The 21,391-nt window shown below is 55.9% G+C and carries 22 protein-coding genes; 14 read left to right on the top strand and 8 right to left on the bottom strand.

The annotated features are described in order from the left end of the window. Nucleotides 1-43 precede the first annotated feature (43 nt). The 6 genes from cytR to rraA all read left to right on the top strand — a co-directional run bounded on the left by cytR (nucleotide 44) and on the right by rraA (nucleotide 5,688). Nucleotides 44-1,069 carry a DNA-binding transcriptional regulator CytR gene (gene cytR / locus HV355_RS12900; RefSeq protein WP_108417940.1) on the top strand — a complete coding sequence of 342 codons (1,026 nt, stop codon included), beginning with the start codon at nucleotides 44-46 and terminating at the stop codon, nucleotides 1,067-1,069. Between the two features lie 93 nt (nucleotides 1,070-1,162). Beyond that, nucleotides 1,163-2,152: a cell division protein FtsN gene (ftsN, locus tag HV355_RS12895; RefSeq protein ID WP_089599285.1), complete on the top strand. Its 990-nt coding sequence runs from the start codon at nucleotides 1,163-1,165 to the stop codon at nucleotides 2,150-2,152. 94 nt (nucleotides 2,153-2,246) lie between these two features. Continuing rightward, the gene (hslV, locus tag HV355_RS12890) at nucleotides 2,247-2,777 is read left to right on the top strand and encodes an ATP-dependent protease subunit HslV (protein ID WP_008501802.1); all 531 of its coding nucleotides are present in this window, start codon (nucleotides 2,247-2,249) and stop codon (nucleotides 2,775-2,777) included. Between the two features lie 9 nt (nucleotides 2,778-2,786). Then, nucleotides 2,787-4,121, top strand: coding sequence for an HslU--HslV peptidase ATPase subunit (gene hslU / locus HV355_RS12885; protein ID WP_182402128.1), 1,335 nt, complete (start codon nucleotides 2,787-2,789; stop codon nucleotides 4,119-4,121). 68 nt (nucleotides 4,122-4,189) lie between these two features. Next, complete coding sequence (menA, locus tag HV355_RS12880; protein ID WP_023333855.1) at nucleotides 4,190-5,110, top strand: 1,4-dihydroxy-2-naphthoate polyprenyltransferase; 921 nt, start codon at nucleotides 4,190-4,192, stop codon at nucleotides 5,108-5,110. A gap of 92 nt (nucleotides 5,111-5,202) precedes the next feature. Next, nucleotides 5,203-5,688, top strand: a complete 486-nt coding sequence (rraA, locus tag HV355_RS12875) for a ribonuclease E activity regulator RraA (protein WP_010436943.1) — start codon at nucleotides 5,203-5,205, stop codon at nucleotides 5,686-5,688. Nucleotides 5,689-5,935: 247 nt separating this feature from the next. Here rraA and zapB read toward each other — a convergent pair whose 3' ends face one another. Then, on the bottom strand, nucleotides 5,936-6,175 hold the full coding sequence (zapB, locus tag HV355_RS12870; protein ID WP_010436935.1) for a septal ring assembly protein ZapB: 240 nt from the start codon (nucleotides 6,173-6,175) through the stop codon (nucleotides 5,936-5,938). Nucleotides 6,176-6,574: 399 nt separating this feature from the next. On the opposite strand from zapB, the gene HV355_RS12865 reads away from it, so the two are divergent. From HV355_RS12865 to fpr, 4 genes are all read left to right on the top strand, one after another. Continuing rightward, complete coding sequence (locus tag HV355_RS12865) at nucleotides 6,575-7,420, top strand: MIP/aquaporin family protein (RefSeq protein ID WP_010436934.1); 846 nt, start codon at nucleotides 6,575-6,577, stop codon at nucleotides 7,418-7,420. Between the two features lie 21 nt (nucleotides 7,421-7,441). Beyond that, the gene (gene glpK, locus HV355_RS12860; protein WP_063144383.1) at nucleotides 7,442-8,950 is read left to right on the top strand and encodes a glycerol kinase GlpK; all 1,509 of its coding nucleotides are present in this window, start codon (nucleotides 7,442-7,444) and stop codon (nucleotides 8,948-8,950) included. A 99-nt stretch (nucleotides 8,951-9,049) separates the two neighbouring features. After that, the gene (glpX, locus tag HV355_RS12855; RefSeq protein WP_108417942.1) at nucleotides 9,050-10,060 is read left to right on the top strand and encodes a class II fructose-bisphosphatase; all 1,011 of its coding nucleotides are present in this window, start codon (nucleotides 9,050-9,052) and stop codon (nucleotides 10,058-10,060) included. Nucleotides 10,061-10,156: 96 nt separating this feature from the next. Next, on the top strand, nucleotides 10,157-10,903 hold the full coding sequence (fpr, locus tag HV355_RS12850) for a ferredoxin--NADP(+) reductase (RefSeq protein WP_120159755.1): 747 nt from the start codon (nucleotides 10,157-10,159) through the stop codon (nucleotides 10,901-10,903). Here the strand turns inward: fpr and HV355_RS12845 are convergent, their stop codons facing one another. After that, on the bottom strand, nucleotides 10,904-11,323 hold the full coding sequence (locus HV355_RS12845) for a DUF805 domain-containing protein (RefSeq protein WP_126816751.1): 420 nt from the start codon (nucleotides 11,321-11,323) through the stop codon (nucleotides 10,904-10,906). Between the two features lie 112 nt (nucleotides 11,324-11,435). On the opposite strand from HV355_RS12845, the gene HV355_RS12840 reads away from it, so the two are divergent. After that, the gene (locus HV355_RS12840; RefSeq protein WP_126816750.1) at nucleotides 11,436-12,032 is read left to right on the top strand and encodes a DUF1454 family protein; all 597 of its coding nucleotides are present in this window, start codon (nucleotides 11,436-11,438) and stop codon (nucleotides 12,030-12,032) included. A gap of 111 nt (nucleotides 12,033-12,143) precedes the next feature. After that, nucleotides 12,144-12,911 carry a triose-phosphate isomerase gene (tpiA, locus tag HV355_RS12835; protein ID WP_010436926.1) on the top strand — a complete coding sequence of 256 codons (768 nt, stop codon included), beginning with the start codon at nucleotides 12,144-12,146 and terminating at the stop codon, nucleotides 12,909-12,911. A gap of 48 nt (nucleotides 12,912-12,959) precedes the next feature. Here tpiA and HV355_RS12830 read toward each other — a convergent pair whose 3' ends face one another. The 6 genes from HV355_RS12830 to cpxP all read right to left on the bottom strand — a co-directional run bounded on the left by HV355_RS12830 (nucleotide 12,960) and on the right by cpxP (nucleotide 19,086). Beyond that, nucleotides 12,960-14,264: an SLC13 family permease gene (locus HV355_RS12830; RefSeq protein ID WP_182402126.1), complete on the bottom strand. Its 1,305-nt coding sequence runs from the start codon at nucleotides 14,262-14,264 to the stop codon at nucleotides 12,960-12,962. 73 nt (nucleotides 14,265-14,337) lie between these two features. Continuing rightward, nucleotides 14,338-15,081, bottom strand: coding sequence for a CDP-diacylglycerol diphosphatase (locus HV355_RS12825; protein WP_182402124.1), 744 nt, complete (start codon nucleotides 15,079-15,081; stop codon nucleotides 14,338-14,340). A 111-nt stretch (nucleotides 15,082-15,192) separates the two neighbouring features. Further along, nucleotides 15,193-16,182 (bottom strand): sulfate ABC transporter substrate-binding protein, encoded by a 990-nt coding sequence (locus HV355_RS12820; RefSeq protein ID WP_042718182.1) that lies wholly within the window; start codon nucleotides 16,180-16,182, stop codon nucleotides 15,193-15,195. A gap of 213 nt (nucleotides 16,183-16,395) precedes the next feature. Continuing rightward, on the bottom strand, nucleotides 16,396-17,358 hold the full coding sequence (pfkA, locus tag HV355_RS12815) for a 6-phosphofructokinase (RefSeq protein ID WP_010436919.1): 963 nt from the start codon (nucleotides 17,356-17,358) through the stop codon (nucleotides 16,396-16,398). Between the two features lie 174 nt (nucleotides 17,359-17,532). After that, a complete protein-coding gene (fieF, locus tag HV355_RS12810; RefSeq protein WP_010436917.1) occupies nucleotides 17,533-18,426 on the bottom strand; it encodes a CDF family cation-efflux transporter FieF in 894 nt (297 codons plus the stop codon). 153 nt (nucleotides 18,427-18,579) lie between these two features. After that, on the bottom strand, nucleotides 18,580-19,086 hold the full coding sequence (cpxP, locus tag HV355_RS12805; RefSeq protein WP_010436915.1) for a cell-envelope stress modulator CpxP: 507 nt from the start codon (nucleotides 19,084-19,086) through the stop codon (nucleotides 18,580-18,582). 150 nt (nucleotides 19,087-19,236) lie between these two features. Here cpxP and cpxR point away from each other — a divergent pair, with 150 nt between their 5' ends. Continuing rightward, the gene (cpxR, locus tag HV355_RS12800; protein WP_003862004.1) at nucleotides 19,237-19,935 is read left to right on the top strand and encodes an envelope stress response regulator transcription factor CpxR; all 699 of its coding nucleotides are present in this window, start codon (nucleotides 19,237-19,239) and stop codon (nucleotides 19,933-19,935) included. After that, on the top strand, nucleotides 19,932-21,305 hold the full coding sequence (gene cpxA / locus HV355_RS12795) for an envelope stress sensor histidine kinase CpxA (RefSeq protein ID WP_010436910.1): 1,374 nt from the start codon (nucleotides 19,932-19,934) through the stop codon (nucleotides 21,303-21,305). The genes cpxR and cpxA overlap by 4 nt, the downstream gene beginning before the upstream one ends. Nucleotides 21,306-21,391 lie beyond the last annotated feature (86 nt).

The following is a 21,391-nucleotide window of genomic DNA, read 5'->3' as shown; positions in this document are numbered from 1 at the left end:
AATGGTGATGTCCGCAGTTCGGTGTTCAGGCGAGGAGAAGACGTTGAAGTCCAGGAAAGAGGTCACTACGGCGACCATGAAAGACGTTGCCGAGAAAGCACAAGTCTCTACGGCAACCGTGTCCCGCGCATTAATGAACCCGGATAAAGTCTCCCAGGCGACCCGTAACAAGGTTGAACAGGCGGCGCTGGAAGTGGGCTATTTCCCGCAGGCGATGGGGCGCAACGTAAAGCGCAACGAATCGCGGACTATTCTGGTGATTGTGCCGGACATCTGCGACCCCTTCTTTAGCGAGATCATTCGCGGTATCGAAGTGACGGCGGCTGAACAAGGCTATCTGGTGCTGATTGGCGACTGTGCCCACCAGAATCAGCAGGAAAAAACCTTTATCGATCTCATTATCACCAAGCAGATTGATGGCATGTTGCTGCTTGGCTCCCGCCTGCCGTTTGATGCCAGCATTGAAGAACAACGCAATTTACCGCCGATGGTAATGGCCAACGAGTTCGCGCCAGAGCTGGAACTGCCGACGGTGCATATTGATAACCTGACGGCCTCGTTCAATGCGGTGAACTATCTTCAGGAGCTGGGGCATAAGCGTATTGGCTGTATTGCCGGGCCGGAAGAGATGCCGCTTTGCCACTACCGCCTGCAGGGCTATGTTCAGGCGCTGCGCCGTACCGGAGCCATCGTTGATCCGCACTATATTGCGCGCGGTGATTTTACCTTTGAAGCGGGCGGACAAGCGCTGGAGAAACTGCTGGCGCTGCCGCAGCCGCCAACGGCGGTGTTCTGCCACAGCGACGTGATGGCGCTGGGCGCGCTGTCACACGCCAAACGTCGTGGGTTACGCGTGCCAAAAGACCTGTCGATTATCGGCTTCGATAATATTTCGCTTTCAGAGTTTTGCGATCCACCTCTCTCTACCGTTTCACAACCGCGCTATCAGATTGGCCGCGAAGCGATGCTGCTTTTGCTGGATCAGCTGCAGGGTCAAACGGTTAGCAGCGGCTCGCGGTTACTCGACTGCGAGCTGATTGTTCGCGGCTCTACCCAGGCATTGACTTAAAGTAAATGCCTTTCGGACACCCTTATCTGGTCAAAGCCCCGCCGCTTAAGTAACATGGCGGGCTGACGAACGAATAAATACAGCGAAACGATAGTGGCACAACGAGATTATGTACGTCGCGGCCAGCCGGCACCTTCGCGACGCAAAAAGAGTAGTTCAAAAAGCAAGCAGCGGAACCTGCCTGCCGTCTCGCCAGCAATGGTCGCTATTGCTGCGGCTGTACTGGTGGCCTTTATTGGCGGCCTGTACTTCATTACGCACCATAAAAAAGAAGAATCTGAAGCGCTTCAGGGCAACAAAGTGGCCGGTAATGGCCTTCCTCCGAAGCCTGAGGAGCGCTGGCGCTATATTAAAGAGCTGGAAAGCCGCCAGCCTGGCGTGCGTGCGCCTACCGAACCGTCTGCAGGTGGCGAAGTGAAAAATGCCGATCAGCTGACGAACGAACAGCGCCAGCTGCTGGCACAGATGCAGGCCGATATGCGCCAGCAGCCTACGCAGCTGAATGAAGTGCCGTGGAACGAACAAACGCCTGCGCAGCGTCAGCAAACGTTGCAGATGCAGCGTCAGCGCCAGGCACAAATTCAGCAGCAACAACAGCAGCAGTGGACGCAAACCCAGCCGGTACAACAGCCGAAGGCCCAGCCATACCAGCAGCCACAGCAGCAGACGCGTACGGTACAATCGCAGCCTGTTCAGCAACAGCCAAAAGCGCAGCCGCAAAAGCAGGCGGCGCAGCCGTATCAGGATCTGCTCCAGACGCCAGCGCATACCACGGCGCAGCAGCCGAAAACGCAGCAGGCCGCGCCGGTGACCAAAGAGACCGAAGCGCCGAAGCAAACGGCTGAGAAAAAAGACGAACGCCGCTGGATGGTGCAGTGCGGCTCGTTTAAAGGCGCCGAGCAGGCCGAAACCGTGCGTGCTCAGCTCGCGTTCGAAGGATTTGACTCACGCATTACCACCAACAACGGCTGGAACCGCGTGGTGATTGGCCCGGTCAAAGGCAAAGAAAATGCCGATGGCACTATCTCTCGTTTGAAAGTAGCCGGTCACACAAACTGCATTCGACTCGCCTCCGGGGGTTGAAACCCCCAAAATCCCCCCCATCTATCATTTAATTCAGCCCTGAGCACTGGCTCAGGGCTTCTGTTTCCCGAATCTGTAACCAGGGGGTCTGCTCGTGACAACAATAGTAAGTGTACGCCGTAACGGCCATGTGGTAATCGCCGGTGATGGCCAGGCCACGCTGGGTAATACCGTCATGAAAGGCAACGTGAAGAAAGTGCGTCGTCTCTACAACGACAAAGTGATCGCCGGTTTTGCAGGCGGCACGGCGGATGCCTTCACGCTGTTTGAACTGTTTGAACGCAAACTGGAAATGCACCAGGGTCATCTGGTGAAAGCCGCCGTTGAACTGGCGAAAGACTGGCGTACCGACCGCATGCTGCGCAAGCTCGAAGCGCTGCTGGCCGTGGCCGATGAAACCGCCTCGTTAATCATCACCGGTAACGGTGACGTGATTCAGCCGGAAAATGACCTGATTGCCATCGGCTCCGGCGGCCCGTACGCCCAGGCTGCAGCCCGCGCCCTGTTGGAAAACACCGACATGAACGCGCGCGATATCGCGGTGAAAGCGTTGGATATTGCAGGTGATATCTGCATTTATACCAACCACAACCACACCATCGAAGAATTGACCTCCAAAGCGTAAGGATCTCCCATGTCTGAAATGACCCCACGCGAAATTGTCAGCGAACTGAACAAACACATTATCGGCCAGGATAACGCCAAGCGTTCCGTGGCTATCGCCCTGCGTAACCGCTGGCGTCGTATGCAGCTTGACGAAGAGCTGCGCCACGAAGTGACCCCGAAAAACATTCTGATGATCGGGCCGACCGGCGTTGGTAAAACCGAAATCGCTCGTCGCCTGGCGAAACTCGCTAACGCGCCGTTCATCAAAGTGGAAGCCACTAAGTTCACCGAAGTGGGCTACGTGGGTAAAGAAGTCGACTCCATCATCCGCGATCTGACCGACTCGGCGATCAAGATGGTGCGCGTCCAGGCTATCGAGAAAAACCGCTACCGCGCGGAAGAGATGGCCGAAGAGCGCATTCTCGACGTGCTGATCCCACCGGCTAAAAACAACTGGGGCCAGGCAGAGCAGCAGGCGGAACCGTCCGCAGCGCGCCAGGCATTCCGCAAGAAACTGCGTGAAGGCCAGTTGGACGACAAAGAGATTGAGATCGATCTCGCTGCCGCGCCGATGGGTGTGGAAATCATGGCGCCTCCGGGCATGGAAGAGATGACCAGCCAGCTGCAGTCCATGTTCCAGAACCTGGGCGGCCAGAAGCAGAAAGCACGTAAGCTGAAAATCAAAGACGCGATGAAGCTGCTGATTGAAGAAGAAGCGGCGAAGCTGGTGAACCCGGAAGAGCTGAAGCAGGACGCTATCGACGCGGTTGAGCAGCACGGCATCGTGTTTATCGACGAAATCGACAAAATTTGTAAGCGCGGCGGCAACAGCTCCGGCTCGGATGTGTCCCGCGAAGGCGTTCAGCGCGACCTGCTGCCGCTGGTTGAAGGCTGCACCGTCTCCACGAAGCACGGCATGGTGAAAACGGACCACATCCTGTTTATCGCTTCCGGTGCGTTCCAGGTTGCCAGCCCGTCGGATCTGATCCCGGAACTGCAGGGCCGTCTGCCCATCCGCGTTGAGCTGCAGGCGCTGACTACCGAAGATTTCGAACGTATCCTGACCGAGCCAAACGCCTCTGCCACCGTGCAGTACAAAGCGCTGATGGCCACCGAAGGTGTGAACCTCGAGTTCACCGAAGACGGTATCAAACGTATCGCCCAGGCCGCATGGCAGGTGAACGAAACCACCGAGAACATCGGTGCGCGTCGTCTGCACACCGTACTGGAACGCCTGGTGGAAGATATCTCTTATGATGCGAGCGACCTTAACGGTCAAACCATCACCATTGACGCAGAATATGTGAGTAAACATCTGGATGCGTTAGTGGCAGATGAAGATCTGAGCCGTTTTATCCTATAATCGCGGTTACTGCATTCTCATCACGTTTAATGGGGGCTAATGCCCCCATTTTTATTGGCTAAATACTTATGACTGACATCAGCCGTACTCAGGCGTGGCTCGAAAGTTTGCGCCCTAAAACGCTTCCTCTGGCCTTTGCCGCGATTATCGTCGGTACTGCGCTTGCCTGGTGGCAAGGTTATTTTGATCCGCTGGTCGCCGCGCTGGCATTGATTACCGCCGGCCTGCTGCAAATTCTCTCCAATCTCGCCAACGACTATGGCGATGCGGTGAAAGGCAGCGACAAGCCCGATCGCATCGGGCCGCTGCGCGGGATGCAGAAAGGGGTCATTACCCAGGCACAGATGAAACGCGCGCTGATTATCACGGTGGTGCTGATTTGCGTATCTGGCCTGGCGCTGGTGACGGTCGCGTCTAAGACCACCAGCGATTTCATCGGCTTCCTGGTGCTGGGTCTGCTCGCGATTATCGCAGCCATTACCTACACCGTTGGCACGCGCCCTTACGGTTATATTGGGCTGGGTGATATCTCCGTGCTGGTGTTCTTCGGCTGGCTGAGCGTGATGGGGAGCTGGTATCTGCAGGCGCATACGGTCATCCCTGCCCTGTTCCTGCCCGCTACAGCCTGCGGCCTGCTGGCGACGGCGGTGCTCAACATCAACAACCTACGCGATATCGACAGCGATCGCGAGAACGGCAAAAACACCCTGGCCGTGCGTCTGGGGCCGGTGAATGCGCGCCGCTATCATGCCTGTCTGCTTATTGGCGCGCTGGTTTGCCTGGCGCTGTTTAACCTGATTTCCTTGCAGAGCTTGTGGGGCTGGCTGTTTGTGCTTGCCGCGCCGTTGCTGGTTAAGCAGGCCCGCTTTGTGATGCGTGAGCTCAGCCCGGCAGCCATGCCGCCAATGCTGGAACGTACGGTAAAAGGCGCGCTGTTGACTAACCTGTTGTTCGTCATCGGGATTGTGTTAAGCCAGACGCTCAGTTAGCTGACAAATATCAATTAACAATTGATGATTTTGCCAACAACGCATTTCGCACGATATACTGAACACATTCGCAGCAACTGAGCGTTAAACCTATGAAATACGATACCTCCGAGCTTTGTGACATCTACCAGGAAGATGTCAACGTCGTTGAACCGCTGTTCTCCAACTTTGGTGGGCGGTCGTCGTTTGGCGGGCAAATCATCACGGTGAAATGTTTCGAGGATAACGGGTTGCTGTACGATCTGCTCGAACAGAATGGTCGTGGCCGCGTTCTGGTGGTCGACGGCGGCGGTTCCGTGCGCCGTGCATTGATTGATGCTGAACTGGCGGGAATTGCCGTTCAGAACGAGTGGGAAGGCATTGTGGTGTACGGTTCCGTGCGTCAGGTGGACGATCTCGAAGACCTGGATATCGGGATTCAGGCCATCGCGGCCATACCGGTAGGCGCAGCGGGCGACGGCATCGGCGAAAGCGACGTGCGAGTCAATTTCGGCGGCGTGACCTTCTTCTCCGGGGACCATCTCTACGCTGATAACACCGGTATTATCCTGTCCGAAGATCCACTGGATATCGAGTAGTAGAACAGTCAGCGTGAACCATAAAAAAACCGCCAACAGCAATGTGGCGGTTTTTTTGTCCCTCGGGATTCGCGGTCCGTTGGGAAGTCTTACAGACTAACACCAAGGAATTTCATCATACTCTCGTCTACACCTTGGGCAACCCCTCAAAACCTTTATAAAATCCTAATTGTGTTAGCGATAAATATAAAAAAAGCCGGGTGGCGGCTTCGCCTTACCCGGCCTACTGAGTTCATCCCAATGGGAATTAAACCTCTTCCATACGTCCCAGCAGCGCCTGCAGGCGATCCTGCCAGCCGTTCTGCTGTTCGCGCAGCTGGTTGTTTTCGCGCTCCAGTTCCTCGCGGCCGTGCTGAGCGTTCTGAACTTCCTGCGCCAGGCTGTTGTTCTTCTCTTTCAGCTCTTCAATTTCCATCTGCAGCAGGGTGATGGTGTCAATCGCCTGCTGTACTTTCGATTCCAGTTTCTCAAACACTTCTAAAGACATGATGCTACCTCTCCTGAATTGCAAGGCGACGCTTTAACGTAAACGCGCACGACATATACCGTCGATTGTATGGAGCGCGGCGCTCTGTGTCCAGCGACACACCGCGCAGATCGCGGTTTGCAACACTTTTAGGTCTGGTCCTGGTGCGTTCGCGTCATATACCCCTAAATTGTTAACTCATTCGTTAATGAAATGATTCAGCTCACATTCTGAGGCTGATGCAAAAATGTGCTTTATGGCGCGAAAACGCTCATTTTATTGACGCAGACCACACATTTTGATTTCGATATTTCTCGTTTTTGCTCGTTAACGATAAATTAACACTATGTCTACAGGACATCGTGGCTGTCACGGGCGGCCATGCTAACAATAAACATTCATCTCTTCAGGATTCCGATTATGAGTCAGACATCAACCTTAAAAGGCCAGTGCATTGCCGAGTTCCTTGGTACCGGGTTGTTGATATTCTTCGGAGTGGGCTGTGTCGCTGCACTGAAAGTGGCGGGTGCCAGTTTTGGTCAGTGGGAAATCAGTATCATCTGGGGTCTGGGCGTGGCGATGGCCATCTACCTGACTGCAGGGGTTTCCGGTGCACATCTTAACCCGGCGGTGACCATCGCGCTGTGGCTGTTCGCGTGCTTCGATGGACGCAAAGTTGTTCCTTTCATCATTTCTCAGTTTGCCGGCGCCTTTTGCGCAGCGGCGTTAGTTTACGGGCTTTATTACAATCTTTTCATCGACTTCGAACAGACGCATCATATGGTGCGCGGCAGTGTCGAAAGTCTGGATCTGGCTGGCATCTTCTCAACCTATCCGAACCCGCATATCAATTTTGTGCAGGCGTTCGCAGTTGAAATGGTAATTACCGCTATTCTGATGGGCGTCATTATGGCGCTGGGCGATGACGGCAACGGCATTCCGCGCGGCCCGCTGGCCCCGCTGCTGATTGGCCTGCTGATTGCGGTTATCGGCGCATCAATGGGTCCACTGACCGGCTTCGCGATGAACCCGGCGCGTGACCTGGGGCCAAAAACCTTCGCCTTCTTCGCTGGATGGGGCGACGTCGCCTTCACCGGCGGTAAAGACATTCCTTACTTCCTGGTTCCGCTGTTCGGGCCAATCGTAGGGGCGGCGCTGGGTGCATTCGGCTATCGCAAATTAATTGGTCGCCACTTACCGTGCGACACCTGTGTGGAAGAAGAGAAAGAAACAACGTCTACCGCACAACAAAAAGCTTCGCTGTAATCTGACTACGGGACACCTAACATGACCGAAAAAAAATATATTGTTGCGCTCGACCAGGGCACTACCAGCTCCCGCGCTGTCGTAATGGATCATGACGCGAACATCGTCAGCGTGTCACAGCGCGAATTCGAGCAAATTTATCCTCGTCCAGGCTGGGTAGAGCATGACCCAATGGAGATTTGGGCGTCACAAAGCTCCACGCTGGTCGAAGTGCTGGCAAAAGCCGACATCAGCTCCGACGAAATTGCCGCCATCGGTATCACCAACCAGCGTGAAACCACCGTGGTCTGGGAGCGCGAAACCGGTAAGCCAATTTACAACGCCATTGTCTGGCAGTGCCGTCGTACCGCAGAAATTTGCGAAAAACTGAAGCGCGAGGGCATGGAAGATTACATCCGTAGCGCAACAGGCCTGGTGATTGACCCGTATTTCTCCGGCACCAAAGTGAAATGGATCCTCGACCACGTGGAAGGCTCACGCGAGCGTGCTAAACGCGGCGAGCTGCTGTTCGGTACCGTCGATACCTGGCTTATCTGGAAAATGACCCAGGGACGCGTTCACGTCACCGACTATACCAACGCCTCGCGTACCATGCTGTTCAACATCAACACCCTGGAGTGGGATGACAAGATGCTGGACGCGCTGGACATCCCGCGCGCGATGCTGCCTGAAGTGCGTAAGTCTTCAGAAGTGTACGGCCAGACCAACATCGGCGGTAAAGGCGGCACGCGTATTCCTATCGCCGGTATCGCCGGTGACCAGCAGGCGGCCCTGTTCGGCCAGCTGTGCGTCAAGGAAGGGATGGCGAAGAACACCTACGGCACCGGCTGCTTTATGCTGATGAACACCGGCGAGAAAGCGGTGAAATCAGAAAACGGCCTGCTGACCACCATCGCCTGCGGCCCGCGCGGCGAAGTGAACTATGCGCTGGAAGGCGCGGTGTTCATGGCCGGTGCATCCATTCAGTGGCTGCGTGACGAAATGAAGCTGATCAGCGATGCGTTCGACTCCGAGTACTTCGCGACCAAAGTGAAAGACACCAACGGCGTGTACGTGGTGCCTGCGTTCACCGGTCTGGGCGCACCGTACTGGGATCCGTATGCACGCGGCGCGATTTTCGGTCTGACGCGCGGTGTGAACTCTAACCACATTATTCGCGCCACCCTGGAATCCATCGCCTACCAGACGCGCGACGTGCTGGAAGCGATGCAGGCTGACTCCGGCATTCGTCTGCACGCCCTGCGCGTGGACGGCGGTGCGGTAGCGAATAACTTCCTGATGCAGTTCCAGTCCGATATTCTGGGCACCCGCGTTGAGCGCCCTGAAGTGCGCGAAGTGACGGCGCTGGGTGCGGCGTACCTTGCCGGTCTGGCGGTAGGCTTCTGGCAGAACCTGGACGAGCTGCAGGAAAAAGCGGTTATCGAACGCGAATTCCGCCCGGGCATCGAAACCACCGAGCGTAACTTCCGCTACAGCGGCTGGAAAAAAGCGGTGAAACGCGCTCTGGCTTGGGAAGAGCACGAAGAGTAATCCCCCTCACCCTAACCCTCTCCCCTTAGGGGAGAGGGAACTCGTAACCCCACTCTGTGATAAACTTCGTGCAATTCCTTTTGATTGCACGAGTACCTCATGAAACGTGAACTTGCTATCGAGTTTTCCCGCGTCACCGAAGCGGCCGCCCTTGCAGGCTATAAATGGCTGGGTCGTGGCGACAAAAACACCGCCGACGGCGCCGCCGTCCACGCCATGCGTATTGTACTTAACCAGGTCAACATCGACGGCACCATCGTGATCGGCGAAGGCGAGATCGACGAAGCGCCGATGCTCTATATCGGTGAAAAAGTCGGTACCGGCAAAGGCGATGCCGTGGATATCGCCGTCGACCCAATCGAAGGCACCCGTATGACGGCGATGGGCCAGGCCAACGCGCTGGCAGTGCTGGCCGTGGGCGATAAGGGCTGCTTCCTCAACGCGCCGGATATGTACATGGAAAAGCTGATTGTCGGTCCTGGCGCGAAGGGCGCAATCGACCTCAGCCTGCCGCTGGAAGAGAACCTGCGCAATATCGCCAAAGCCCTGGGCAAACCGCTCAGCGAGCTGACCGTGACGATTCTGGCGAAACCACGCCACGACGCCACCATCGCGCAGATGCAAAAGCTCGGCGTGCGCGTGTTTGCTATCCCTGACGGTGATGTTGCCGCCTCGATCCTGACCTGCATGCCGGACAGTGAAGTAGACGTGCTGTACGGTATCGGCGGCGCGCCGGAAGGCGTGGTCTCTGCGGCGGTAATCCGCGCGCTGGACGGCGATATGCAGGCGCGTCTGCTGCCACGTCATGAGGTGAAAGGCGACAGCGACGAGAACCGCCGTATCGGGGAAAACGAGCTGGCACGCTGCGAAGCGATGGGCATCGAGGCCAATAAAGTGCTGGCTCTGGACGAGATGGCGCGCAGCGACAACGTTGTCTTCTCTGCGACCGGCATCACCAAAGGCGATCTGCTGGACGGCATCACCCGCAAGGGCAACATGGCGACCACCGAAACGCTGCTGATCCGCGGTAAATCGCGCACCATTCGCCGCATTCAGTCTATCCACTATCTCGACCGCAAAGACCCGGACGTGCAGACGCACATTCTGTAAAACCGTTTGATCGATTGAGCTTTCCGGCCCAAATGGGCTGGAAATCTCCCCGCTAAGTACGGAAGATAGAACAGAGAAACAGCACAGGAGAAGATCATGGCGGACTGGGTAACAGGTAAAGTCACAAAGGTACAGTTCTGGACCGATGCGCTATTTAGTCTCACCCTGCATGCTCCCGTCCACCCGTTCACAGCCGGGCAATTTGCGAAGCTGGGGCTGGATGTCGACGGCGAACGCGTGCAGCGCGCCTACTCTTACGTTAACGCGCCTGATAACCCGGACCTCGAGTTCTATCTGGTCACCGTCCCGGACGGCAAACTCAGCCCACGCCTCGCGGCGCTGAAGCCTGGCGATGATGTGCAGATTGTGGCAGACGCGGCCGGTTTCTTCGTGCTCGACGAAATTCCAGACTGTGACACCCTGTGGATGCTGGCAACCGGCACCGCCATCGGCCCTTATCTCTCTATTTTGCAGTACGGCAAAGATCTGGAACGTTTCAAAAACATCGTGCTGGTTCACGCCGCGCGCTACGCCGCAGACCTGAGCTACCTGCCGCAAATGCAGGCACTGGAACAGCAGTACGGCGGGAAGCTGAAAATTCAAACCGTGGTCAGCCGTGAAACGGCGTCAGGCTCACTGACCGGACGTGTTCCGGCGTTGATTGAGAGCGGTGCGCTGGAGGAGGCGGTTGGCTTGCCAATGAATATCGAAACCAGCCATGTGATGCTGTGCGGTAACCCGCAGATGGTTCGTGACACGCAGCAGCTTCTGAAGGATACCCGGCAGATGACGAAACACCTTCGTCGCCGACCGGGCCATATGACGGCTGAACACTACTGGTGATCAGCGGTACTTCACCTCAAGGGTATCTTTACCGTATTTGTTTTCGCTCTGGGTGCCGATAAACGCGCCCAGATCGACAACCATCATCACGAAGATAATGCTCGGCACCATCCTGCCCACGACCCACGGCAGGATAGACGGCAGCACTGACCAGTTTCCTGCCACCAGCATCCACGCCAGAATAATCAGAAAAGCCCATGCGCCGGAACGGCCGCGATCGTGCAGACGTTTCACCACCACGGCGGCCGTTGGCCACAGCAGGCAGACCAGCGCAAATGCCGCCGTTTGCGTGCTCAGCCACGCGTTATAAGCAACAAAAAACAGAATCAGCATGGCGACAACCCACGTCACCATCCAAACCCAGAAATCACGGCGTCCAATACGCCCTTTGAATGAAAACAGCCACTGCTGTATGGTCATGTAAGGTTCCTTATTATCGTATAGCGCGCATTTTACCCTGGAGTTGTGACCTTTTGACAAGCCGACCAGATATCGTTTTAATCATGAGCACTTACGGCCAGGGGCAATATTGATGAAATTAACGGCACACTCTCTATTCCTGTGTTTAGCGATGCTGAGCGCAGGCAGCTCTCTGCATGCCGCTGAAACCACCGCTCCCACTACAGCGCCGTATCTCCTGGCGGGCGCGCCCTCCTTCGACCAATCCATCAGCCAGTTTCGTGAAGCCTTTAACCAGGCCAACCCAAAGCTGCCGCTGGACGAGTTTCGCGCCATTGATAGCGCCCGAGATACCCCAACCCTGACCCGTGCAGCGAGCAAAATTAACGAGAACTTATACGCATCGACAGCGCTGGAACGTGGCACGCTAAAAATTAAAAGCATGCAGATCACCTGGCTGCCAATCCAGGGGCCGGAACAGAAAGCGGCCAGGGCGAAAGCGCTGGAGTATATGAGCGCCATTTTGCATGCCTTCACCCCGGCGCTAACGAAAACGCAAAGCCAGCAAAAGCTGCAAAAATTGCTGACGGCTGGTAAAAACAAGCGTTACTACGCCGAGACGGAAGGCGCCATTCGCTATGTGGTGGCGGATAACGGTGAAAAAGGCCTGACCTTCGCTGTTGAACCGATTAAGCTGGCGCTATCAGACTCACTCGGAGGGGCGAATTAATGACAAAAAGCAAAGCCTTTCAGGGGAAAATCTCTATACTGATTCACAGACCATGCTGCCCATAAGGGCGGCCATATTCCTTAATTCGCTTATTTAGCGTGGAGAATTGAAATGCGACATCCTTTAGTGATGGGTAACTGGAAACTGAACGGCAGCCGCCACATGGTAAACGAGCTGGTTGCGAACCTGCGTAAAGAGCTGGCTGGCGTAACGGGCTGCGCGGTTGCTATCGCTCCGCCGGATATGTATCTGGACCTGGCTAAACACGCCGCTGACGGCAGCCACATCGTGCTGGGTGCGCAGAACGTTGACGTTAACCTGTCTGGCGCATTCACCGGTGAAACCTCTGCTGAAATGCTGAAAGATATCGGCGCGAAATACATCATCATCGGTCACTCTGAGCGTCGCACCTACCACAAAGAATCCGATGAGTTCATCGCGAAGAAATTCGCCGTGCTGAAAGAGCAGGGCCTGATCCCGGTTCTGTGCATCGGTGAAACCGAAGCGGAAAACGAAGCGGGCAAAACTGAAGAAGTGTGCGCACGCCAGATCGACGCCGTGCTGAAAACCCAGGGCGCAGCAGCGTTCGAAGGCGCGGTCATCGCTTACGAGCCAGTCTGGGCGATCGGTACCGGCAAATCTGCAACCCCTGCGCAGGCTCAGGCGGTTCACAAATTCATCCGTGACCACATTGCTAAAGCCGACGCGAAAGTGGCTGAGCAAGTGATCATCCAATACGGTGGTTCCGTAAACGCAGCCAACGCTGCTGAGCTGTTCACCCAGCCAGACATCGATGGCGCGCTGGTTGGCGGTGCATCCCTGAAAGCTGACGCTTTCGCGGTGATCGTTAAAGCAGCAGAAGCGGCTAAACAGGCGTAATTGCCTTTGTGGCGGGTGGCGCTTGCGCTTACCCGCCCTACAAACCCCCTACAACTTACCTAACACACTAAACCACAGATAATCCAGCGGCAGTAGCACAAGATACGTTGCAATGGCCAGCGCCAGACAGAGCACCATCCCCGCCCTTGCAGGCACCTTTCCTAAGCCCATCGCCACCACAATCGGCGACGCCTGATACGGCAGCAGCGGCGTGGAGTAGCCCAGCACCTGAATCATGATCACCGACAGCAGCGGGAAACCGGTCGCGTCCGAGAAGCTTTGCGCCAGCGTGGTATAGAGTGCAGGAACGCCGTTGGCGGTCATAATGAAGTTGAGCGCCGTGGTGATCCCGGTCAACGCGAGGAAACTGGTGAACGGCCTGTCTGCATCCAGCGGCATGATGCGAAGCAATGCCTCGCCCACAGCCGTTCCAATGCCGGTTTGCGTCACCACGATTGCCAGACCGAGAATACCCGCGACGTAAATACAGGTTCGCATATTCACCCCCGCAGAAAACTCCTCTCCGGTGATAAAACCGATGCGCGGCAGCATAACGATGACCGCTGCCGCCAGTCCTGTCCACGCAGGCCCCACGCCGTGCCAGCTCTCCGTCACCCACATTCCCAACACCACCGCCAGCAGCCAGGCAAGACGCTTTTCATCGCGCCCCATGGGTTCAGACGGTGCTAGTTCCTTCGGTGGTTTTGGGCTGCCGGGAAATAGCCAGCAGATCAGGCCAATCAGGATCAGGCCTTTGAGGATACCGAGCACCGGCGTGTGCAGCAGCAGATACGGGACATAGTTCAGGTGAATACCGTACGAGCCCTCCGCCGCACCGCTCATCACCAGATTGGGGACGTTAGCAGGCAGGATAGTGGCTGAAAGCTGGAATGTGCCGAACCCGACGGCCAGCGCCAGACCGAACCAGGCGCGGGAGCCGTCGGCGATACCGGCGCGTTTTGCCATCGCCGCGACAATCGGCATCAGCAGCGCAATACGTCCCATGTTCGACGGCATCACAAACGCCAGCGCATAGCTCAGCAGCACCACGCTTGCCACCATCAGCGGCCAGGAGTCGGTAAGCTTTGCGGAGAGCGCCCGGGCGGCCCTGTCCGCCAGGCCGGTTTTACGGATCGCCACGCCGAGGACAAAACCGCTAAATACCAGCCAGAAAGCCGACGAAGCAAAACCGCCAAAAATCACTTCCGGCGGGGCAATTTTGGCGACCATCGCCACCGTGAAAAACAGCAGCGCGGTGAGAAATTCCGGCAGCAGCGACGTCGCCCACAGCACGATGGTGACGCCAACAATCAGTGAGGGCAGCAGCAGAGGATGCGTTAACCAGAGCGACATACCTGTCTCCTGTAGAATTTTTCAGCAAGTCTACGGCGACAGGCAGGACGAGTAAACGCCATTTATAGTGGGGTCACTTCAGGATATCGCATTGATGATCCTGAAGTTCCTCCGCCGACGCGCGGTTAAGCATCAGCAGATTACGCTCGGTCGCCAGCAAAACAAACGAACCGTCCGACTGCTGCGCCATCGCCAGCGCAAAGCGCCCCATATGGTCGCGCGCTTCCGGCAGCTCTTCTGCCAGCATCATAAACGGGCTGCGCTGGACCAGCTCATTCTCCGTCACCCGACGGGCAAGATATTCATGCCCTTCCAGCCCGCCCGGGAACGGTAGCCACTGGGTGCTAATTTGCCCCTGAGCGGCATTGAGCTTCTCGCGCACGTCCGGGCGCAGGCAGGAGATATGAATATGAAAATGGTTTTGCGTGCGGCCAGTTGGGGAGTTGATCGTCAGCGAAATGGCGCTGTCAGGCACCTCTGAGCCGCGCTTCAGCGTCATAAAGCTGCGGGACTGCCACGCCAGCCAGAAAAAGTTCGGCGTGTGAGGCTCAGTCAAAAGGGGACTTTCGGTGCCGTTGATGCGGTACGTGGGCATCAGCAGATACTGCAGCGGGCCGTTGCGGTCTTTAAACACCGCATAGCCTGCATCCGTTTTCACCTGCGCGCACGGCGCGGGGTTGCGGTGTTGGATCTGATTCGGCACGCACTGGTCGAGAACGATATGCCGCAACGCGTTCAGATTACCCGCCTTCATCCAGTACGCGCCGCCAGCGGCCAGGGCGATGACAATCAGGATCAATACGATAATTTTTTTCACAACGCGTTCCCCGTTTTCGATAGAGGCGAAAGAGTAACGCAAAATGATGACCAAATAAAAAACCCGGCGGATTTCTCGCACCGGGTCACCGTGTCGTTCGTTGTGTAGCGCTTAGCGTTTGCTGATCTGGTCGAAGGTTCCGCCGTTAGAGAAATGCTCTTTCTGCGCTTTAGTCCAGCCGCCGAAAACATCGTCAATGGTGAAGAGCTTCAGTTTCGGGAATTCGCTGTCGTATTTCTTCGCCACAGCCGGGTCACGCGGGCGATAGAAGTTCTTCGCCGCGATTTCCTGACCTTCCGGTGAGTAGAGATACTTCAGGTAGGCTTCCGCCACCGCTTTGGTGTCTTTCTTCTCAACGACTTTGTCGACCACGGAGACGGTCGGCTCGGCGAGGATAGATTCGCTTGGGGTGACGATCTCGAACTTGTCTTTACCCAGCTCGTTGGTCGCCAGCAGGGCTTCGTTTTCCCACGCAATCAGCACGTCGCCGATGCCGCGCTCAACGAAGGTGTTGGTTGCGCCGCGCGCGCCGGAATCCAGCACTTCGACGTTTTTAAACAGCGCTTTCACAAATTCCTGCGCTTTAGCCTGGTCACCGTTGTTGTGGTGCAGGGCGTAGCCCCAGGCCGCCAGGTAGTTCCAGCGCGCGCCGCCGGAGCTTTTCGGGTTCGGGGTAATCACGGAAACGCCCGGTTTGATCAGGTCGTTCCAGTCCTTAATCTGTTTCGGGTTGCCTTTACGCACCAGGAAAACGATGGTCGAGGTGTATGGCGCGGAGTTATCCGGCAGACGTTTGATCCAGTTTTTATCAATACGACCACGTTCCGCGATTGCGTCCACGTCGTAGGCCAGCGCCAGGGTCACCACGTCGGCTTCAATGCCGTTAATCACAGACGTTGCCTGTTTGCCCGAACCGCCGTGAGACTGGCGAATCACCACGTTATCGCCGGTTTCCTGCTTGTAGTGCGCCGCGAAGGCTTTGTTGTATTGATCGTACAGCTCACGCGTCGGGTCGTACGACACGTTCAGTAACTGGATGTCCTTTGCCAGAACGCTGGTCGATGCCAGCAATAATGTTAAACCCACGCCCCATTTATTCATCGCCCAGCTCTCTTGTGTAGTGTTTTGATGAATGCAGCGTGCCAGAAAGCGAATCGATCATTAAAGAATAAAAAAAGATTGGCTATAACGTAGTGGAATAAAAAAGCGTGCACGCATAAAAAAGCCGGGTGGCGGCTACGCCTTACCCGGCCTACGAGTCGTGCTTTTGTAGGCCCGGTAAGCGCAGCGCCACCGGGCAACAGAGTCAATCAATCAGTACAGTTTTTTCGCGCAGTCCAGCCAGTCACCTTTGAACGGACGCTTCATGTTTTCAATCGCGTCGATGATGTCATGGTGTACCAGCTGTTCGTTCTGAATACCGACGCAACGACCGCCATGCCCCTGCAGCAGCAGTTCGATAGCATACGCACCCATACGGGAGGCCAGAATACGGTCGTACGGGCCAGGGGAACCGCCACGCTGGATATGACCCAGAACGGTCGCACGGGTTTCGCGTTTGGTTTCGGTTTCGATGTACTTCGCCAGCTCGTCAACGTCGCAGATGTGCTCGGTGATGGCGACGATGGCGTGTTTTTTACCTTTCGCGATACCGGCTTTGATTTCGTTCACCAGATCTTCACGGCTGAATTCCACTTCCGGCACCACCACGAACTCACAACCACCGGCGATAGCGGCCGCCAGCGTCAGGTCGCCGCAGTAGCGGCCCATCACTTCAACGATGGAGATACGCTGGTGAGAAGAAGAGGTGTCACGCAGGCGGTCAATCGCTTCAACAACGGTACCCAGCGCAGTGAAGTAACCGATGGTGTAGTCAGTGCCTTTGATGTCGTTGTCGATGGTGCCAGGCAGACCGATGCACGGGAAGCCCATTTCGGTCAGACGTTTTGCACCCATGTAAGAGCCGTCACCACCGATAACAACCAGCGCGTCCAGGCCACGTTTCTTCATGTTTTCGATAGCCACTTCGCGAACGTGTTCATCACGGAATTCCGGGAAGCGTGCAGAACCGAGGAAGGTACCGCCACGGTTGATCATGTCAGACACGCTGTAGCGGTCCAGTTGAACCATGCGGTCTTCGTACAGACCCAGGTAACCGTCATAAACGCCAAACACTTCCAGACCTTCCGTCAGTGCTGCACGGACAACACCACGAATTGCCGCGTTCATGCCCGGCGCATCACCGCCGCTTGTCAACACACCGATTTTCTTAATCATGACTACCTCTGAACTTAGGAATGCAAAATTGAAATCTGTTGCCGGAAGAAACTGTTCGACCAACGAATACTGCAAATAGTATATCAATCGCTTCCAGCTGAATTGATTCAGGTCAGACCAAATGGCGGTAATTTATACACAAAATGCTGGTCTGGCTCACTTTTTTACAACGAATTACGAAAGCTCAACATGTCCGGGTACAACCGAGCAGGGATCCTGGTGAATAATGACGTCCGAACCAGGAAAACGCTGCAAAATCGCCTGCTCGACCTGCTCAGCTATAACGTGAGCCTGAACCAACGGCAGGTTGTCTTCCATTTCAATGTGGATCTGTATAAAGCGGGTCGGCCCTGACTGCCGCGTACGAAGATCGTGGGCACCACTGACGCCGGGCCAGTGGGTCACGATGGCAAAAATTTCATCACGTTCTGCATCAGGCAGCGCACGGTCAAGAAGCGATTGCACCGCTTCATATCCCATCCGTAAGGCGCTATATAAGATATAGACCCCTATCCCTAACGCAAACAATGCATCGGCCCGATGCCAGCCATACCAGGCCAGACCGAGCGCAATAAGAATAGCCCCATTCATCATAACATCAGACTGATAATGAAGCATATCCGCCCGTACAGCCTGGCTTTGAGTTTTACGCACGACCCAGCGCTGGAACGTTACCAGAACAAGTGTGCTAATAAGTGCAATGACCGTGACGATCACGCCGACACCGGGATCGTTCATCGGTGAGGGTGAAATGAGATGCTGAATACCGGTCAAAAACAGGAACAGCGCGGAGCCAGAAATAAACATGCTTTGTGCCAGCGCCGCGAGCGATTCTGCTTTTCCGTGTCCAAATGTGTGCTCTTCATCCGCCGGTTGCAGCGAATAGCGCACCACCAGCAGGTTGGTCAGCGAGGCGGCAATATCCACTAAAGAGTCCACCAGCGCCGCCAGAATACTGACCGAGCCGGTGTACCACCATGCGAAAATTTTGATAACCAGCAAACACGACGCCATTATCGTCGCGGCGATTGCGGCCCGGCTTACCAGCCGTCCATAGGATTGATTCATAAACACTCCTGTCATGCCATGGCGCTAGTATAACGGATGGTTGCGGAGTCAAAGGATGAATAAACGGTTAACAAAAGAGAATGACGGGCAAAAAAAACCCCCACATCATGTGGGGGAAGACAGGGATGGTGTCTATGGCAAGGAAAACAGGGTTTACTGGTTACTACGGGTACTGCTATTGCTACTGAAAAGCGTCGTTTCTGAGCTTCGCTGCATCCGTGCAACCTTACGCAACTGGTCCATCCGTTGCTGATGTTTGTCGTTCAAAACCGCTTGCTGCTCAGGCGACAACAGGTGGAACATCTGGTTGCGGACCTTCGCCATCTCTACCTGGCGGGCAACCTGTTCCTGTGCCATTTTTTCTGCCTGAGCGCGTACAGCGCTTTCGTCAAAATTTTCTGCGGTGACAAGGCGATGCATTGTCTCCATTTCGCTAACATTAACAGGGGGCTGGTCGTGTCTTGCCCTCTGCATCAGATCTCGCATCTGTTGACGCTGATGTTCGGTTAAACTTATGCCGTCAAACATATGGCTTTGGCCGCTGTGCTGCGTTGCACCCTCTTGCGAGGAACTGTTATCGCCGATGATAGCTACAGCAGCCTGGCTAAACGCACTGAACGCCAGCGTTGAGGCCATGACGGCAGCGGTAACTTTGCGCATCACTTGCTCCCAAAATCTTTCGTGTCGCGATTCAACGAGAGACAGTCTACGATTCAGGCTGCAAACATGCGTCAGGGGGTGTAAAACAACGTAAAGTCATGGATTAGATAGCCTTGATGTCGTAATTTCTGCCTCGGAGGTATTTAAACAATGAATAAAATCCTGTTAGTTGATGATGACCGAGAGCTCACATCTCTTTTAAAGGAGTTGCTCGACATGGAAGGTTTCAACGTCCTGGTTGCCCACGATGGCGAGCAGGCGCTGAGTCTCCTTGACGACAGCATCGATTTACTTTTGCTCGACGTGATGATGCCGAAGAAAAACGGCATTGATACGTTGAAAGAGCTTCGCCAGACACACCAGACCCCCGTTATCATGCTGACCGCGCGTGGCAGCGAACTTGACCGCGTACTCGGCCTTGAGCTGGGCGCGGATGACTATTTACCGAAGCCGTTCAACGACCGTGAACTGGTGGCCCGTATTCGCGCGATCCTGCGTCGTTCCCACTGGAGCGAGCAGCAGCAGAATACCGACAACAGCTCACCAACGCTGGAAGTGGACTCCCTGAGCCTGAACCCGGGCCGTCAGGAAGCGAGCTTCGACGGTGAAACGCTGGAACTGACCGGCACCGAGTTCACCCTGCTTTACCTGCTGGCGCAGCATCTCGGCCAGGTGGTATCGCGTGAACATTTAAGTCAGGAAGTGCTGGGCAAACGTCTTACCCCGTTTGACCGCGCCATCGACATGCACATCTCTAACCTGCGCCGCAAGCTGCCGGAGCGTAAAGACGGTCACCCATGGTTTAAAACCCTGCGTGGTCGCGGTTATCTGATGGTTTCCGCTTCATGATAGGCAGCCTAACCGCCCGCATCTTCGCCATCTTCTGGCTGACGCTGGCACTGGTTTTAATGCTCGTTTTGATGTTGCCAAAACTCGACTCACGCCAGATGACGGAGCTTCTCGACAGCGAGCAACGTCAGGGCGTGATGATCGAGCAGCACGTGGAAGCCGAGCTGGCAAACGATCCGCCGAACGATTTAATGTGGTGGCGCAGATTATTTCGCGCTATCGACAAGTGGGCGCCGCCCGGACAACGCCTGCTGCTGGTCACCAGCGAAGGCCGCGTCATTGGGGCCGATCGCAATGAAATGCAGATTATCCGTAACTTCATTGGCCAGGCGGATAACGCCGATCACCCACAGAAAAAGAAATATGGTCGGGTAGAAATGGTCGGCCCTTTCTCGGTACGGGATGGGGAAGATAACTATCAGCTCTACCTGATTCGCCCCGCGAGCAACTCCCAGTCCGATTTCATCAACCTGCTGTTTGACCGCCCTCTGCTACTGCTGATTGTCACCATGCTGGTCAGCTCGCCGCTGCTGTTATGGCTGGCGTGGAGCCTGGCAAAACCGGCGCGTAAGCTGAAAAATGCGGCGGATGAAGTGGCTCAGGGTAACCTGCGACAACACCCTGAACTGGAAGCAGGGCCGCAGGAGTTCCTTGCAGCCGGGACCAGTTTTAACCAGATGGTGAGCGCGCTGGATCGCATGATGACCGCCCAGCAGCGTCTGCTGTCGGATATCTCGCACGAGCTGCGCACCCCGCTCACGCGCTTACAGCTCGGCACCGCCCTGCTGCGACGCCGCAGCGGTGAGAGCAAAGAGCTGGAGCGTATTGAGACGGAAGCCCACCGCCTGGACAGCATGATTAACGACCTGCTGGTGATGTCGCGCAATCAGCAGAAAAACGCGCTGGTGAGCGAAACGGTCAAAGCCAATCACCTGTGGCACGAGGTGCTGGATAACGCGGCGTTTGAAGCGGAACAGATGGGTAAATCCTTCACCGTCAACTTCCCGCCGGGCCCGTGGCCGCTGTACGGTAACCCCAACACGCTGGAAAGCGCGCTGGAGAATATCGTGCGTAACGCCCTGCGCTATTCGCACACGAAGATTGAGGTGGCGTTCTCGGTGGATAAAGACGGGATCACCATCATCGTGGACGATGACGGCCCTGGCGTCAGCCCGGAAGATCGCGAACAGATTTTCCGTCCGTTCTACCGTACCGACGAAGCGCGCGACCGCGAATCAGGCGGCACGGGGCTGGGACTGGCGATTGTTGAAACCGCCATGCAGCAGCACCGAGGCTGGGTGAAAGCCGACGACAGCCCGTTGGGTGGGTTGCGGTTAACGCTGTGGCTACCGTTGTATAAGCGTTCGTAGTTCTCTGGCACCGTATTGTAGGCCCGGTAAGCGCAGCGCCACCGGGCAATAACAGCGCAGAGGCAAAAATGCCGGGTGGCGGCTTC

Source organism: Enterobacter sp. RHBSTW-01064, assembly GCF_014103035.1.
GTDB lineage: Bacteria > Pseudomonadota > Gammaproteobacteria > Enterobacterales > Enterobacteriaceae > Enterobacter > Enterobacter mori.
This window is presented reverse-complemented; position numbering and strand designations above follow the sequence as displayed.